At 53.5% G+C, this 16168-nt stretch carries 12 protein-coding genes and 1 pseudogene; 2 read left to right on the top strand and 11 right to left on the bottom strand.

Annotated elements, in window-relative coordinates; all coding sequences use genetic code 11:
• Positions 1-138: 138 nt before the first annotated feature.
• The 8 genes from KB449_RS08795 to KB449_RS08760 form a co-directional block, all read right to left on the bottom strand.
• Positions 139-606, bottom strand: coding sequence for a hypothetical protein (locus KB449_RS08795; protein WP_282908016.1), 468 nt, complete (start codon positions 604-606; stop codon positions 139-141).
• Positions 607-763: 157 nt separating this feature from the next.
• The gene (locus KB449_RS08790) at positions 764-2683 is read right to left on the bottom strand and encodes a sialidase family protein (protein ID WP_282908015.1); all 1920 of its coding nucleotides are present in this window, start codon (positions 2681-2683) and stop codon (positions 764-766) included.
• 48 nt (positions 2684-2731) lie between these two features.
• A complete protein-coding gene (locus tag KB449_RS08785) occupies positions 2732-4573 on the bottom strand; it encodes a glycoside hydrolase family 127 protein (RefSeq protein WP_282908014.1) in 1842 nt (613 codons plus the stop codon).
• 25 nt (positions 4574-4598) lie between these two features.
• A complete protein-coding gene (locus KB449_RS08780; RefSeq protein ID WP_282912767.1) occupies positions 4599-5369 on the bottom strand; it encodes a carbohydrate ABC transporter permease in 771 nt (256 codons plus the stop codon).
• 56 nt (positions 5370-5425) lie between these two features.
• Positions 5426-6313, bottom strand: a complete 888-nt coding sequence (locus KB449_RS08775) for a carbohydrate ABC transporter permease (RefSeq protein ID WP_282908013.1) — start codon at positions 6311-6313, stop codon at positions 5426-5428.
• 93 nt (positions 6314-6406) lie between these two features.
• Positions 6407-7870, bottom strand: a complete 1464-nt coding sequence (locus KB449_RS08770) for an ABC transporter substrate-binding protein (protein WP_282908012.1) — start codon at positions 7868-7870, stop codon at positions 6407-6409.
• A 128-nt stretch (positions 7871-7998) separates the two neighbouring features.
• Positions 7999-9765, bottom strand: a complete 1767-nt coding sequence (locus KB449_RS08765) for a cache domain-containing sensor histidine kinase (protein ID WP_282908011.1) — start codon at positions 9763-9765, stop codon at positions 7999-8001.
• Positions 9762-11357 (bottom strand): response regulator transcription factor, encoded by a 1596-nt coding sequence (locus KB449_RS08760; protein WP_282908010.1) that lies wholly within the window; start codon positions 11355-11357, stop codon positions 9762-9764. Before KB449_RS08760 ends, KB449_RS08765 begins: the two co-directional genes overlap by 4 nt.
• Positions 11358-11748: 391 nt before the next feature.
• On the opposite strand from KB449_RS08760, the gene KB449_RS08755 reads away from it, so the two are divergent.
• Complete coding sequence (locus tag KB449_RS08755) at positions 11749-12669, top strand: alpha/beta hydrolase family protein (protein WP_282908009.1); 921 nt, start codon at positions 11749-11751, stop codon at positions 12667-12669.
• 145 nt (positions 12670-12814) lie between these two features.
• Here KB449_RS08755 and KB449_RS08750 read toward each other — a convergent pair whose 3' ends face one another.
• The 3 genes and pseudogenes from KB449_RS08750 to KB449_RS08740 all read right to left on the bottom strand — a co-directional run bounded on the left by KB449_RS08750 (position 12815) and on the right by KB449_RS08740 (position 15443).
• Positions 12815-13447: a TetR/AcrR family transcriptional regulator gene (locus KB449_RS08750; protein WP_282908008.1), complete on the bottom strand. Its 633-nt coding sequence runs from the start codon at positions 13445-13447 to the stop codon at positions 12815-12817.
• A gap of 130 nt (positions 13448-13577) precedes the next feature.
• Positions 13578-14240 (bottom strand): annotated as a pseudogene (locus tag KB449_RS08745) (NmrA family NAD(P)-binding protein); the annotation flags it as partial.
• 171 nt (positions 14241-14411) lie between these two features.
• A complete protein-coding gene (locus KB449_RS08740) occupies positions 14412-15443 on the bottom strand; it encodes an aldo/keto reductase (protein WP_282908006.1) in 1032 nt (343 codons plus the stop codon).
• A gap of 149 nt (positions 15444-15592) precedes the next feature.
• Between KB449_RS08740 and KB449_RS08735 the strand changes: the two genes are divergently transcribed.
• Positions 15593-16168: a TetR/AcrR family transcriptional regulator gene (locus KB449_RS08735; RefSeq protein WP_282908005.1), complete on the top strand. Its 576-nt coding sequence runs from the start codon at positions 15593-15595 to the stop codon at positions 16166-16168.

Raw genomic sequence — 16168 nt, 5'->3', positions numbered from 1 at the left:
ACTTTAAATCGTAACGGGAGCAATTGCCGCGACGGGAATGCGAAAGCCTCGCTTGGATAGACGCCCTAAAATAAAATGTGCCGCAGAGATCGGGAATCTCTGTGGCACATTTATTTTAAATCGGCTTCTGCGGTCCGTTCACAATTGTCTATAAATCGTGTAGCTTACAGTCCAATGCCCAATCGCAAGAAGTGCGGTTGAGACGCCCAGCCAGACGCATTGTCCCCACCAGGCTGCGAAGCCGAAGGCCAGCACGGGGAAAACCGCCAAGGGTATGGGGACGCCTAAAAAAGGTTTATACAAAGAAGCGAAGGATCGCCCGTCCTTTAAATATCTGAACCATAGGCCGTAATAAATTACGATGCAAACGACCATCAGAAGCATAACGATCGTACTGCCATGGCCAGGCGGAAAAAAGTCCTTTGAGATCGCCAGGAAAACCAGAGCGCCGACCTGGCCGGCCTTTTCCAGGATCGTAAATATTCGATTGCTCTCCCGCAGCCCATGCGGCACCCGGATGGGCGGAAACCAAGTAAAAAATACAAGGCTGGGAAGCAGCATTATGAGGGCGATCAACGTCCCGACTATTGAAAATCCCACCGGCATCTCCCCTTCCATCCCCTTTGCGAGGAACATCCTCAAGATACCATGCGGAGATCATAAATAAAACAAATAAAGATGAACACAAAAAGCTCCCGTCCGTTCCGAAGAACGAATCGGGAGCTGGTCAGAATGATTACCGTCGCGTAATGATCTGGCGGCTTTAATTCAACGATACATCGTCGATTCGGGTCCATTGGTTGCCGGTCGTAGATTTAACATGGAAGGCTACGCGCACTTTACCCGTCGTTACGTTAATCGTCCCGCTACTGATCTGCTGGTAGCTGGAAGTACCCGTCGGAACGGAGACGTTCACGGCGCCACCGTATTCGCTGACCTCCATCCGGTTAATAGCCAGGCCGCCCGTCGATTCCGTCCAGGCGGTGATCGTATGGGCGCCATTCGGCACATGATCGAAGTCCTTGTAAATCCAGGTTTCGAAAGGCGACGCGCTCCACATCGCACCGTGATACGAGCCGCTGTGGCTGCCTCCGTACGATTCGGGGAAATTGAAATCGGGATTCGCACCGGCCACGTACCAGCCGCTGATGTCGTTCGATTCAAAGCCCTGGTTTTTTTGAAGGCTCACGTCGTCGATTCGGATCCACTGATTGCCTCTCGTCGATTTGGCGTGAAAGCATATATTCACGCTTCCCGTCGTCACGTTTATATGGCCCGAGTTGATTTGCTGGTAGCTTGAAGTACCGGTCGGTATCGGTACGTTAACGGAGCTGCCGTAGTTGCCGATCTCCATCTGGGAAATGGCCAATCCGCCGGTCGATTCCGTCCAGGCGCTCACGTTGTAGCTGCCGTTCGACAAATGATCGACGGTTTGGCATACATACGCTTCATAAGGCGTTGCGCTCCACATGGCGTTATGATAAGCGCCATTTTGGCTGCCGCCCGGCACGCCTGACGTCTCGACGAAGTTAGCCGAAGGGTTGGGACCGGACACATTCCAGCCATTTGGCGTTTGACCGGTGTTTTCCTCGAATCCGGCGTTTTTCACATAACCTTTACTGACGAACGTGCCGAATTTCAACTGAACGTTGCTTCGATAGTTTCCCTGGTCCACGCTCGTCATGGCGGCGATCTCATTGGGGCCCGTCATATAAAGGCTGCTCCAGGCCTTGCCGAACGGGGTCCAGGGCGCGGGTCCGTTCAAATACCACGAAGTGCCGTAGTCGTCGCTGAAGGAAAGATTTCCGCTGTTGGAAGTAACGGCAAGCTGACCGTCGGGCAACGAGAGCAGGAAGGGCGCCGAGTATTGGCCCGGGATCGTTCTGCCGATCCCGCTTGACCAGGTCGTTCCATCCATCGAGGTTTTGTAATGAATGTTGCAATTGTCGGTCCCGCATACTTCAAAGACGACCATATACTGTCCATTGTTCATCTTGGTCCACACGGGCATGCCGGGTCTTGCGGCCGCGTTGTTAGGATCCCACGCGACCCAAATTTCGTTGCCCCAGGTGACGCCGTAATCCGTCGACACCCGCTGGGATATGATTTGACTGTAGGAGGGGTTTTCCGTTACATGTTTTTCATTCGCATACATGACTGCGAGATTCCCGTTATCGAGGAAATAAAAATGCGGTTCGTACATTCCTTTATCCGGATTGCTCAGGCTGCCGGGCGATCCGTTGTTTTGATCGATCGTGCTTAAGTAGCTCCAGGTAGCGCCCAAGTCCGTGCTTTTATAAACCTTAAGCTGGTAGGAGGTCCCCCATATGACCGATCGCGAGCCGACAAGCACGTCGCCGTTCGGCAACTGTGCAAGCATGCCGTTGTCCACATCCCGACCGGGATCCGATATGCTGCCGATCGGCGTCCATGTGCGGCCGTTGTCGGTGCTTCTGGCGATTTCAAGCTGAACGTTCGTTAAATAGACGGAATAAACCGACAACCAATTGCCGTTGGACAGCTTTAGCATCCTGCCGTACTCTACATTGTGCGCGGAATCGTTCTTCACGACCGTTGCGGAGCTCCAGGTCCCGACCAAATTGTAGGCGTAAGCCGGTATGGAGAAGCCGACAAGCGAACCGATCAACAGCAAAGTAAGCGCCAATCGCATTTTTGATTTCATCACATAAATCCCTCCATTTTAAAATGGAAAACAAATTTATGTCGATCGTTAATAGAGATAGAGTCGCCTTTCGTCCGCCTCTCGAATCCACACCTGCATAAAGCCTTCTTCGCGGTTATCCCACGCATAATAAGGAATCAACCGACACGGCTGTCCCTCCTCCGCTCGGCCCGTCAATACGGTTACGCCGCCAAGCAGGTCCGGCCGGTAATGGATATTCAGCGGCTCACGGGCAGAAAGGGTAAAGGCATCGTAGGTCAAATCCGGATTGTCGGCTTGCTCTGCGCAATACACGATGGGACCGCGCTGAATGGCAAGGCGACCGCGATCGGCTTCGACCTCCTCCCTTGCGCGAACGACCTCTACGGGCATATCGAGTTCCAGTACGATGACGTCTCCCTGCGACCATTTGCGATCGACGATCAGATAGCCGCGGTCGGTCAACGCCCCGGCTCCGAAGAGGCTCTCGCCGCCGACCTTTAGCTTGTAGCCTCTGCACCAATCCGGCACGCGCAATCGAATGACAAAGTTCTCTTCTCGTTCAGGATGAACCGCAAGCTCGATCCTGCCGTCCCACGGATAGTTCGTCGTTTGCTTCAGCTTCACGGCTAGCCCGCTACCCGTCTCGAATTCCGCTTCGCTGTTCATGAACTGATTGACGGCGAGCCCGTCGTCGGTCCTTGCATAGGTATACTGGCCGATGGAAGGCAGATATCTGGCCAAATTCGTCGGGCAGCAGGACGTGCCGAACCATTCAACGCGGTGGTGGGCGCCCTGCGACGCCAGCGGATTGACGTAAAAAAACTTGTCGCCCGAGAGCGAGATGCCGGCCAAAGCGCCATTGTACATCTCACGCTCCACCACGTCGGCATATTTGGCGTCGCCGAACAGCAGGTTCATCCGATGATTCCAGAACGCCATCGCGATGGCGGCGCAAGTCTCGCAGTAGGCCGACTCGTTCGGAAGATCGTAATCGTGGGTAAAGCCTTCATTGTGTTGGGAAGGTCCGATCCCGCCGGTCACGTACATGTTGCGCTCCACCGTATGCGCCCATACGCGATGCAAGGCATCCACGTAGGTCGGATCGCCCGAAGCGTGAACGACGTCCGCCATCGCCGTGTAGAGATACATGGCGCGGACGGCGTGCCCGGTCACCTGCTCGATGTCTCGAACCGGGACGTCGTCCTGGCAGTAGGCCGGCCCCCATTCTTCATTATCCCATATCTCGCCTTTACCGTGACCGTGACCGCGTTCCTCCAGCAGCCAAAGCGCGAGCCGCCAATATCGCTCCTCCTGTGTGACGCGATACAGCTTCACGAGCGCCAGTTCGATTTCTTCATGTCCTTCCACCCAATGACGCTTACCGGGACCGAATACGCGATCATAATGGTCAACCATTCTGCAGGCGACGTCGAGAAGCTGGCGTTTGCCCGTCGCTTCGAAATACGCGATCGCCGCTTCGATTAAATGCCCGCCATTATACATTTCGTGCTTTTCCATATCCGTCCATTTGCTCTCCGGCGCAACTAACGTAAAGTAGGTGCACAAATAGCCATCCGGTTCCTGCGCGGCGGCGATAAGCTCGATGATCCGGTCGATCTCCGCTTCCAGCTCCGGATCCCGATCCGACATCAGCAGATAGGCTGCGCCCTCCAGCACTTTGTACACGTCGGAGTCGTTAAAATAGATGCCTTCGAACTCGCCGTCCATAAGACCGGCAGCCTTGGCGAAGTTCGAGATTCGCCCGGTTTTTTCGCATTGCTCCAGGCAGGCTTTGATCGTGACCTTGCTCAGCACTTCAAGACGCGGACGCCAGAAACGATCAATGATCGTCACCTTCGTAAAAGGAACGCCCTGCCAATTCAAAAGCGGTGCTTCTGTCGGTATCATTCGGGTTATTCCTTCCTTCATGATCTCATCCTTTGAGGCCGGTCAGCGTAATCCCTTCAAGGAAGTAGCGCTGCCCGACTAAAAATACGATGACGCAGGGGAGCACGACGGCCGCCGAAGCAGCCATAAGCAAATCCCATTGCGCGGAATAGGAGCCTTGGAACATTTGCAGGCCGAGCGCAAGGGTAAACAGGCTGTCGCTTTTCAAATAAATGAGCGGTCCCATGAAGTCGTTCCACGAGCCCAGGAAGCTGAACAAGGCGACTACGATAATGGCCGAGCGGCTGAGCGGCAAAATGATGCTTCTGTAGATTTGAAAATAAGTCGCGCCGTCCACGAAGGCCGCTTCGTCGAAATCCCGCGGAATCGTTAAATAAAATTGACGCAGCAGAAAAATATTGAAGATGCCCCCGCCGAAATAGGCCGGCACGATCAACGGGTAAAATGTGTCGTAGAAGCCGAGCATTTTCCAGCCGAGAAAGCTGGGAATTAAGGTGACGGCCGCCGGCAGCATCATGCTGGACATCAGAATGCCGAATGCGGCGTCCCTCCCCTTCCATTGAATGCGCGAGAACCCGAACGCTGCGATGCTGCTCGTCAGTACAGTGCCGATCAGCACGCCGGCCACGATGATCAGCGTATTGGTGAAGAAGGTGCCGAACGGCAGAACCGTTAGCGCGCGATGAAAATTGTCCCATTGGAACGGTTTTGGAATCCACTCCGGCGGCATGGTGAAGATTTGCGACAGGTTCATGAGCGAGCTTCGCAGCAGCCAAAGGAACGGAACGATAAACATGACCGAGATGAGCAATAATGCCGTATAGCCTGCGGTAAGCGCCAGTCTAGATTGCCTCACGCACGCTCCCCTCCTTCGTAATGCACCCAGGACTTCGAGGTTTTAAATACAAAAAAGGTGAAAATGAGGATGATGACGAACAGCACCCATGCCAGCGCGGACGCGTATCCCATCTCGGTATCCCGGAAGCCGGTTCGCCAGAGATAAAATACATAAAACAAGCTCTTATTGTTCGGTCCGCCCTGCGTTAATATATAAGCCTCGTTAAACACCTGGAAAGATCCGATGATCGTCATAATCGTATTGAAGAAAATCGTCGGCGTGACCATCGGAATCGTAATGTGGCGCAGCTTGCTGTACCACCCGCCTCCATCCACGTCGATCGATTCGTAATACTGCTTGGGAATGCCCGACAGCCCCGCGAGGAAGATGATGACCGTCCCGCCGATCCCCCACAGCGTAGTGATGACGACGGAAGGGATGACGCTGCCCTCCGAATACAACCAATTGCCCGTCGGCAAATGCAGCCAACCGAGAATGGTGTTGATCAGGCCCAGATCGGGATTGAGCAGCCACATCCAGATCATCGCCGACGCGACCGCCGGCACGATGCTGGGCAGGTAGATGATCGTGCGGAAGATGGATCTTCCCTTGACGTTCAAGTTAAGCAGCAGGGCAATGACGAATGAAACGATAATAACGGCAGGCACCCGTAAAACGACGAAGTAAAAAGTAACGCCAAGCGATTTATAGAACAGTTCGTCTTCACCCGAGAACAGCTTCGTATAATTATCGATTCCGACGAATGCGGTTTGCGCTTTGAATACGTTATAATCCGTCAGGCTCAGCACCAAGCTGGCGATCATGGGACCCAATGTGAAAATGATAAACCCGAGTATGGCGGGCGAAGTGAACAACAATCCGTAAAATAGCCCTTTTCTCATGCCTGCCTCCGATCTCGAAGCTTCCCGCTCGGGAAGGCGGCGACCTTGATCAAGAACGCCGTCTTCCCCCTGATGAACGCTTTGTCTTGAACCTTATTCCTTCACATCGCGGCGGCCCTTCACCTGCGCTTGCGCCTTGGCCGCGATGGCATCCATCGCTTCTTGCGCGGACTGTTGGCCGAGCCACACTTTATCCAAAGCGGGATTTACGATGTCCATAATTTTGTTGAAGTTTTTCACATAGCCCGTCGGCGTCTGGTGACTGTCGTTCAACAGAACGTCAACGATCGCGTCTTTATATCCCGATGGCCGGGAATCGAGGTTTTCCGTCCATTTGGCGAGCAATGCCGGATCCGTATACCAGTCCCGATAAGAGGGCATCCACGTGCCGGCCGTAATGAGGTCGATCGACGAATCCGGGTCCATCAGCGCCTTCAGCAGCTCCCAAGCCTCTTTCGGATGTTTGGTCGATTTGAACATCGAGAACATCCCGCTTACGACGGTCGTCATCGGTTTTTGCATGATCGGCAATACGCCGACGTTAAAATTGAACTTCGATTGCGCCAATCCCGCGCTGACCCATTGTCCGTCGATGGCCATCGCCACTTTTTTGGTCTGAAGCGCGATGTTCGGGGCCGGAATGTTTTTCGCTTGAACCGGAGAAGGCGCGACATGGTGAACGTTGATCAAATCCGCGATTTTCTGAAGGGCATCCACCGCTGCCGGCTGATTCAGCGCGAACGATTTCCCGTCTTCGGAGATGAAGTCCCCGCCGTTGGAGAAAATAAAGTTGCTGTAGCCTCCCCACCACGTCGGAAAGTTCACGCCGAATTGCTTGATATTTTTTGGATCGAAGGCCGGATCAAGCGCATTCCTGCCTTTGTTGTCGATCGTCAGCTTCTTGGCGACTTCGATGAATTCATCCCATGTCCATGCTTCCGACGCTTTGGCAGGCGGAGGCGTCAGGCCGGCATCTTTGAAAATATCTTCGTTATAAAACAAGCCGAACGACTCGGGGCCCGGTCCCAGACCGATCACATTGCCCGGCTCGAGCGAATACGTAATGTTCGGAACCAGTCTGTCCGCATTGATCTCCGTGTCCGAAGAGAGAAAATCCTGGAGATTGTAAAATTTACCCTGCTCCGCAAGCGGGAAAGCAATGCTGGCGGATTCCATCTGCGCGATATCCGGCACGTCGTTGCCTGCCACCATCGTCGTCAGCTTGGTGTCATAGTCGGCGGCAATATGCTGAAGCTTAACGGTGATGTTCGGATATTTGTCCTCGAACTTCTTGATGGCCACCTTATAGGCAGCGACTTCCTCCGGCGCTCCCCATACTGTCATCCGAAGCGTGATCGGTTCGTTAGACAATCCTTCGCCTGTTGGAGCCGCACTGGCCGTGCCGGCCGGAGCCGAGCTGCCGGAAGCCGTGCCGGCAGGGGAGGAGGCGCTGCCGTTTCCGGCGTTCGAGTCGGACTTCGAGCACGCCGACAGTATCGTAACGAGCATGATCAGGAACGCAAGCAGAACGGATAAGGATTTCCTTTGTCGAGACATCTTCAGGACCCCTTTCGATTTCAGCCTTGTTGATTCATAGCTGCAGTCTATGATGTTTTCATTATAAGTTTGGATGCAGCGCTTACATAACCCGAGCCAATTTGGAATGGTGGACTTCGATTGGGTGTTTATAGGGGAAGTCTGACGGTCACTCTCGTTCCGGCGCCCGGGGCGGAGTCGATGGTGATTCCATACGCTTCGCCGTAAGTCATTCGGATACGGGCGATCGTATTTTTGATGCCGACCGAAGACGATTCCCGATATAGGATGGCATGAACCGTATCGCTGCTCATCCCCCGTCCGTTATCCACGATCTCAAAATGACGCGTGCCCTCCTCGATCCAGCCGCGTATGCGAATGCGCCCGCCCGCTTCGATCTGGTCGAAACCGTGCAATATCGCATTCTCGACAAACGGCTGAAAAAGCAGCCTCGGCAGCTTGTACGGGTACACCGCCGAATCGATCTCGTAACTGACCGTGAACTTGTCCTCGAACCGGACGGACATGATGTAGAAGTAGTTTTTCATCCATTCGATTTCCTCGGACAGATGAACCGCTCCCCACTCCTTCCGCGAAGTATAGTGCAGCATGTTCGACAAGCAGACAAGCATTTTGCTAAGCTCCTTCTGATCGTTCTCGATGGCCGTCCAGTTCATGACGTTTAACGTATTGTATAGAAAATGAGGATTCATCTGCATGTTCAGCGCCTGGATTTCGGCTTCCTGTTCTTTTAGCTTGATCTCGTAATTTTCCGATACCAGCAAACGAATTCGATCGTTCATTCGATTAAACCGCTGAAGCAAGATGCCGAACTCGTCGTTCGTGCTGACCGCAACCTGCGTCTGAAAATCCCCTTCGCCCACCGACCGCATCGCGCCTAGCAGCTTCTTGATCGGATTCGTAATTCGGCCCGAAATAAAATAAGCGAATAGAAGGGAGACGATTCCCATGATGACGGCGATCAGCGTGATCGAGGTACGGATAAACGGCACCAGACTGCCGGCGAGCGTCGATTCGGGCGTCAAGACGACGGACAGCCAGCCGGTAACCTGCGAGCGATCGAAGCAGACGATCGTATTGATGCCGTCGAGCTTGATTCTCCGCGTACCGCTGCCGTCGCGCTGCAACTCTCTCACCCAATCGTCCGAATAAACATGCGTGATTGTGTCATTCTCGCTGCCGGCGACGATGCGATTGTTCGGATCCAGAACGAAATAATGGGAACCGTCGGGAATGCTTTTCTCGTACAGGGCGTTTAATGCGTCCGCTTTGAAGGTGATCGTGAGCACGGGCCGCTCTACGTTCGCATCCAGCTTCTCCAGTGTCGTGTTGCTTAAATAGGAGAAATCAAGGACCCGCGTCGCGGAGAACAGATAGCGAAAGTCGAAAGCCCCCTTCGTCAAGTACGGCTGGTCGAACATCTTTACGAAGTCGTAGGTCGGGTACCAGACCATCTTGCCTCCCGCTTCCCGTGCCGCACGATAAATATCCGATTGCGTCGGATCGCCCTGGGGCAGCGGCTGACCGAAAGTAAAATAGGACGTCCACAGCTGATAGGCGTACACGTCGTCCATCTGCGAGAAGTAGCCGCGCAGCCGATCGGACACGAGACGATCGGCGGCAAGCAGATCCGCATTGTTGTCCGGCTTCAAGCTGTTAAAAACCCGGAACAAGTCTTTGTCTACGAACATGGACGCGCTATTTTGCTCGATAATCCGCAGCTTGTTGTCCATAATTTCGTTATTTTTCTTGACGATCTCGTAAACGTTTTTCTGCGCTTGTTCCGTAACGACACGCAGGCCGGTACGATAGAAAAGCGTCCCCAGCACGATCAGCGGGACGGCGATCAGGAATATATAGCTGGCCAACAACCGTGAGCGGAAGGTCATTTTCATGCCTCGCCGCTCCTTTGCGGCAACGAAGTGTGTTTATAGGCTTCCGGCGACATGCCGTATTGCTTTTTAAACACTCTGCAAAAATATTTCGTATCCTGATAGCCGCACTCGGCGGCGATTTCGTATATTTTCAGCCTGTTCGCGGCCAGCAGCTCCTTGGCCTTCCGCATTCTGGCCTCCGTGACATGTTCGGAGAACGTCTTTCCCGTCCGGCTTTTGATCAGCGTGCTGAAGTAGGACGCATTAAAGAAAAAGTGCTCGGCCGCCCGCTCAAGCGTCAGCTCCTCCTTCGCATGTTCCCGTATCCATTGCAAACACGCGGACACGACCCTTTCGCTTTTGTCCGCTCGAGACTGCCCGATCGAATCGTGCACCTCCCGCAGACGAGTTTCCAATATCGCCATCAACTCGTTGAAGGTGCGGCAAAACGGAACCTCCTTTAAAGCCGATTCCGTGAGAGCGTTTCCAATTTGCCGATCGACATCATCGCGAATTCGGCTTTTGATCTTCATCAGGGTAAGCGCGGCGCATTGTTTGATCTGATCGGGCGCCGCATGTCCGTTCGCAGCAAGCTGATTAAACGCATCCCGGCACATCTCTACGGCCGGTTGCGCATCGCTTCCTTGCAGCGCTTCGTACAGCTTTTCCCCGTCAAGAAGCAACGGCGCCCGGACCGGACGAAGCTCGTCATGGAACATAAGGCCGTTCCAGCAATCATGAAAGTTGTATTGCCGGGCCGCTTGCGCCGCGCGGTAAGCTTGAGGCGCTTCCGTCCATAAGCATCGGCAATCCGGACCGACGCCATGGGAGAGCTGTCCATATCCGGCCCACGCTGCCCCCAGGGAGGCGACCGTCCGACGAATTTCATGCTTGCTTGCCCGGGCTGACCGGGACGTTCGGACGATCGTAACCGCCTGGTACAGTTCCTCGTCCAGCACGTTCAAGGAGAATGTGCTCGCTTCTCCGATTGCTGACCATGCCTGCTCCAAACGCTGCAGCCATGCCGTATTATCCCAATCCGCCCGATGTCCGGGTTCGATTCGGAATTCCGAGAAAACAACCGTGCCGCTCTCATGAATCCACGAGAGCGCATCTAGTTCATTCCGCTCCGCCTCCGTCAAGCTTTCATTCAGCCAGGACATTAGAAGGCGGCTGCGATAGACGGGGGAAGTGAGATTCAGCCGATCCCTTAACGCTTCCGCCTCCGAATGCTGCCGGGATTGTTCGACAAGCTGCTCTTCGATTCGGCTTAGTACGTTTTCAACCTTCTCGGCCTCCACCGGCTTCAAGAGATAGTCGTAAGCCCCATGGCGTATCGCAGTCTGGGCATATTCGAACAGATTGTAAGCCGAGATCATGACAACCTTGGTCTGGAGACGTTCGTCTTCCAGTATTTTCAGAAACGAAAGACCGTCCAGATTCGGCATCCGAATGTCGGTTAACACGGCATCGGGTTGTTCGGCTCTGACGAGCTCCAGGGCGCTTGCCCCGTCATTCGCGACAAGCACTTGATCTTCGGGCCGCAGGGCGTGAATCATTTTTGCCATGCCTCTGCGATGCCTCGCCTCGTCGTCGACGACCAGTATTTTCATCTCGTTTCACCCTTTCGTCCGCGCTCTCGTCAGATGAATAGAAAAAAGCCCCTTCTTATGGACAGGCGCTTCACATTCCCATTTCGTTTGTTTCGGCGGCCAGCATTAAAGATGATCGCAGCCTCTTCTATTATAGTCAAATCGTCGACATCCCAAAATGCCGATTATCATTAGATAGGTGGATTAATATTTGCTTTTTGATCAAATTCGCTTCACTTGCCTATCATGGCAGTTTTTTATTTTTTAACGCCCATTTACAGCCAACAAAAAAAAGAGATTGCAAACGGAACTTTGTTCCGTTTATAATCGGAACATCGTTCCGCTTACGTTTGTATGACATGCAACAAGGCGACGAACCCCATCCGATTTAAAAAGAGGAGATGTTCGCAAGATGGAAATCAAAAATATCGCACCAACGCCAGTCGTCTCGGTGAAGCCGGTCATCCTATCGGCCCCGGGCCGCGGAGAGGATCTGCAGATTCGTGTGTCTGTACCCGCCAGTGGGAGCGAATTGCCTATTATCGTATTCTCGCACGGCTTCGGCCAGTCGCTCGGAAGCTACGACCCATTGGTCGATTTCTGGTCTTCCCATGGCTTCACAGTCATTCAACCCACCCATCTGGACTCGAGGACGCTGAACCTTCCTCCGGAAGATCCGCGCACGCCGTTGATCTGGCGTTTCCGACTCGAGGACATGATACGCGTCCTCGACCAGCTTGATCTCATTGAAGCTTCCGTTCCCGGCCTTAGTGGGCGTCTCGATCGAGATCGCATCGCAGTAGCCGGACATTCCTGGGGCGGCCAGACGGCGAGCATGCTGCTCGGCGCGCGCGTCCTCGATCCCGAGGGAGTACCGGGAGAAGACATGACCGACCCGCGGATCAAAGCAGGCGTATTGCTTGCCACGCCCGGCAAGGGCGGAGCCGACTTGAGTCCGTTCGCGGCTGAACACTTCCCCTTCATGCACCCCAGCTTCGAAAATATGCGCACACCTACCTTTGTGGCCGCTGGGGACCGTGACCAGTCCCTACTGTCCACTCGGGGACCGGACTGGTTCACCGATCCGTACTTCTTGAGCCCGGGCAGCAAGAGCCTGCTCACGCTTTTCGGGGCAGAGCACTCGCTTGGCGGCATCCACGCGTACAACGCCAAGGACACGACGGACGAGAACCCCGAAGGCGTGGCAGCGCTGCGGGCGCTTGCCTTGGCCTTTCTTCGCACCGCGCTCTACCCTGAGGACCTTGCTTGGCCTGAAGCCCGTGAAGCCTTGATGGACGCATCCAATCCGCTCGGTCGAGTCGAATGGAAATGAAACGCTAAGAAGCTTGCTATGCGCTATGTCTGAGTAGGGCGTCGAGAAAAAGGCAAATGAATCGGGTTGCGGAAAACGTAATCCAATTCATTTGCCTTTCTTAATGGCGGCATATTTGCTTCTAGCAGGATCTGAGCGACAAGCGCTAGGAGGACGCGCCTGCCGACGCGCTTGCGCGGTAGCGTAGCCCATCTACGAGCAAAGCAACCATTTGCCGAGTAAACTTAGCATCGCCGTTGTGTATCCCCGTGCAGAGGCTCGCTGCAGCCCGCAGCAAGTCATATGGCTCGACGTCGGCGCGCAGTTCACCGGCAGTCGCCGCGGTATCAAGCAAGTTTCGCAGCACGGGATTCAGTCGCTTTTCGAAGTATGCAGGCAGCGTTTCGTATTCCGGATTGCCCGAGCCAAGCGCCGAAGCGAGTCCCCGTTTATTCGCAATGAAGTCCACATATCGCTGCATCCATCGTGCCAGCGCCTCAGCAGGCTCATACTTGGCGGACAAATCGGCCGCTGCATCCGCGCAAGTATCGACTTCGTTGTGAAAGACGGCCACGATCAGGTCCGAGCGCTGCGGAAAATGGCGGTAAACCGTGCCGACGCCAACGCCGGCCTTCTCGGCGATCTCCCGCACCGGCGCGTCCACTCCCGAAGTTGCGAACACCGTCATCGCGGACTGGAGCAAAGCATTGATGTTGCGCTGCGCGTCGGCGCGTACGCGTCGATTCGCAGGTTCGTGAGTCTCCAAGCCATTATTGGGGACTTCCGTTTTATCGCTCATCAAGTCGTCCCCCATCCCTTTAATACTTATCGCCGTTCATCCCTATACTCGAATAATCATACTATTAACATCAACGTGACTCAACTATGGATTGTTGACCGCATAGCGGAACGACCCGGCTTCACTACCTTCACAGCAGGTGGGGCGAGCTCGTTAAAAACTCCCGCACCGAGACGGGCGGTCTTCCAATCAGACGCTCGAGCGTGGGGTCGGCAGGGGCGAACTCGCCCGCTCTGCTGGCCAGGAAAAACGTCAAGAACATATCGGCCATATGGTCTTGCAAGCCCTGGGATATTAATCGGGCGCGAAACGCGTCGTCGGTCACGACGACACGGCGGATCGACCGGCCGGTCAACTCTGTTAGAATAGCAGCAATATCCTTGAGGTCTAAAGCCTCCGAACCCGTGAGACTTGGCGTTAACCCGCTCAGTCGCTGCTCGATCAGGACCGAAGCCGCCGCTTCGGCCAGATCGGCGTGAGTCGTCCAGGCAACCGGCCCGTCCTCCGGCGCAATCAACTCCCCCGTCTTAAAGGCGTCGCGGATAAACCAGGGCAAGGATACGGTGTAGTACCCGTTTCTAAGGGAGGTGAATGGAATCCCCGAAGCTTGCAGCGCTTCCTCGGTAGCGGCGTGACCCACCGCAGGAGGAAATAGAGACGCTGGCGACGAGCTCATATGGCTGGTATAGAGGATTCGGCCGGCGCCTGCCTCATTGGCCATGTCGATTGCGGTACGATGCTGACGAACAGCCTCATCCCCCAAGACATTGCTGGATACGATGAGAACCTGCGACGCCCCCTCAACGCTACGGCCATCTGCGTAAGCTGGAGTATATTCGGGTCAGCACTGCAATGGTCTCGTCAACCTGAGAATTGCAGTATGGAGTCAAGCGTAAGAAACGTAATGGTCGTTATAGCGGCAAGTTTAGCGCCCGTTGTCGAGTAGGTTGTCGCTTTCGCTTTATCAATAAACATGCCTCCTGCGCCTTTCAGTATTCATCCAGTGAGGCATCCATGTCTGCTCTTTATCGTCGATGCGTTTGCCCGGCGGTACAATGTCATCGATCGCGTCCAGCACATCCGTGCCCAGTCTGGTCTGCGCGCCCGACATATAAGATTTTAACTGTTCAAATGTACGCGGTCCCCAGAGCGTAGAGGTGACAGCAGGATGAGCTTGGGTAAATGCGATAGCCATATTTGCCAGCGACATGCCCGATTCGTTGGCCAACTGCTGCAGTTGATCAATCACTTCAAATTTATGTTTATTGTCGGCAGACTGTGGGTCCAACGCATCGGCATACCCTTTTAACACGGCAGCGCGCGAGTCGCTTCGCGCAGCCTCGCCAGCCTTGTATTTCCCCGTAAGTAAACCGCCGGATAAGGGACTATACACAAATAGAGAAAGATCATAGCGTTGCGCGACTTCAGCAAGTTCAAATTCCATTTTTCGATTAATGATGGAATAGGGCGTTTGCTCGCTGGCCAATCGTTGAAAGCCATAACGGTCACTAATATTTTGCGCTTGAACGATTTGCCATCCCAGATGATTCGAAGTGCCGATGTGTTGAATTTTCCCCTCTTTCACTAAATCGTTTAAAGTCAATAATATTTCCTCATAGGCAACAAATTCGAAAGGAAGATGCAGCTGATATAGATCGATATAATCGGTTTGCAATCGCGATAGGCTTTGTTCGACGGCCGTTCGTATCCATCGACGAGAAGCGCCGCTTTGATTGACCTGGTCGGCAGCCTCAGCACCGAATTTTGTAGCCAATACAACTTCCTGCCGCTTGTTTTTAAGCGCTTTACCGATAATACGTTCCGATTCCCCCTTTCCATAAATATTGGAGGTATCGATCAGATTGATCCCAAAGTCTAAAGCTTCATCTATTATTTTTATGCTTTCTTCTTCGCTTGCTCTTGATCCGAAGCTCGCTCCCCCTAATGAAAATTCACTGACTTTTACTCCCGTCCTTCCAAGATATCGATATTCCACGTTCTCCCCTCCAAATCTTTAATATGCAGAAAATGAACACGTGTTGATCACATCCAACGAGCTCATTATAATGAAGCAGGAGAAGCTATTCAATAAACAATAAAAGAGAAGTGTCGATTAACACTTCTTGCTTGGCAGGGGGAAAACCGTTGACTGAAGCGCATCCCGACATCAGGGTCATTCGAAGTCTTGCGCTAATGGAGCAAGCATTATTGCGTATCTTAAAAGAAGAAGGCATAAAAGGTTTGACCGTTAAGCATCTTTGCAAAACAGCCGGCATTAATCGCGGCACCTTTTATTTGCATTACAGAGACATCTTTCATTTGATTGAAGAAACGGCTTTTTTTCAAGGATTGCTGGGCGCATTCGAGCCTTTCGACTACCAGGACCTGATGAATCACCCGGATCAAGCCTATCCTCCACTCATCAAGGCGTTTCAATATTTGCATTTGCATGCCGCTCTGTTCAAGACGCTTATTTGTTCGGGAGCCCCTGCAGAATTGAGAGAGCGGCTTCAGTATTTGACAGGCACACGCATGTATGAAAATTTCAAAAAAAGTGTGTACGGTAAAAGCGAATCGGCTGATTATGCGGTTGCTTATCTGGGAAACGCGCAGTTTGGAGTGATTCAGCATTGGTTTATGACGGATCGCGCACTCCCGCCTGAAGATATAGCAAGATTGTTAACCCAATTTATCCGTAAGTCGTCTTATCTTGTTGAGTGA

It is taken from the genome of Cohnella hashimotonis (assembly GCF_030014955.1).
Taxonomy (GTDB): domain Bacteria; phylum Bacillota; class Bacilli; order Paenibacillales; family Paenibacillaceae; genus Cohnella; species Cohnella hashimotonis.
This window is presented reverse-complemented; position numbering and strand designations above follow the sequence as displayed.

Coding starts and splice junctions, on each gene's coding strand:
- KB449_RS08795 (WP_282908016.1), bottom strand. CDS start 606: ATGCCGGTGGGATTTTCAATAGTCGGGACGTTGATCGCCCTCATAATG.
- KB449_RS08755 (WP_282908009.1), top strand. CDS start 11,749: ATGGAAATCAAAAATATCGCACCAACGCCAGTCGTCTCGGTGAAGCCG.
- KB449_RS08775 (WP_282908013.1), bottom strand. CDS start 6,313: ATGAGAAAAGGGCTATTTTACGGATTGTTGTTCACTTCGCCCGCCATA.
- KB449_RS08785 (WP_282908014.1), bottom strand. CDS start 4,573: ATGATACCGACAGAAGCACCGCTTTTGAATTGGCAGGGCGTTCCTTTT.
- KB449_RS08760 (WP_282908010.1), bottom strand. CDS start 11,357: ATGAAAATACTGGTCGTCGACGACGAGGCGAGGCATCGCAGAGGCATG.
- KB449_RS08780 (WP_282912767.1), bottom strand. CDS start 5,369: ATGTTTATCGTTCCGTTCCTTTGGCTGCTGCGAAGCTCGCTCATGAAC.
- KB449_RS08750 (WP_282908008.1), bottom strand. CDS start 13,447: ATGAGCGATAAAACGGAAGTCCCCAATAATGGCTTGGAGACTCACGAA.
- KB449_RS08765 (WP_282908011.1), bottom strand. CDS start 9,765: ATGAAAATGACCTTCCGCTCACGGTTGTTGGCCAGCTATATATTCCTG.
- KB449_RS08790 (WP_282908015.1), bottom strand. CDS start 2,683: ATGAAATCAAAAATGCGATTGGCGCTTACTTTGCTGTTGATCGGTTCG.
- KB449_RS08770 (WP_282908012.1), bottom strand. CDS start 7,870: ATGTCTCGACAAAGGAAATCCTTATCCGTTCTGCTTGCGTTCCTGATC.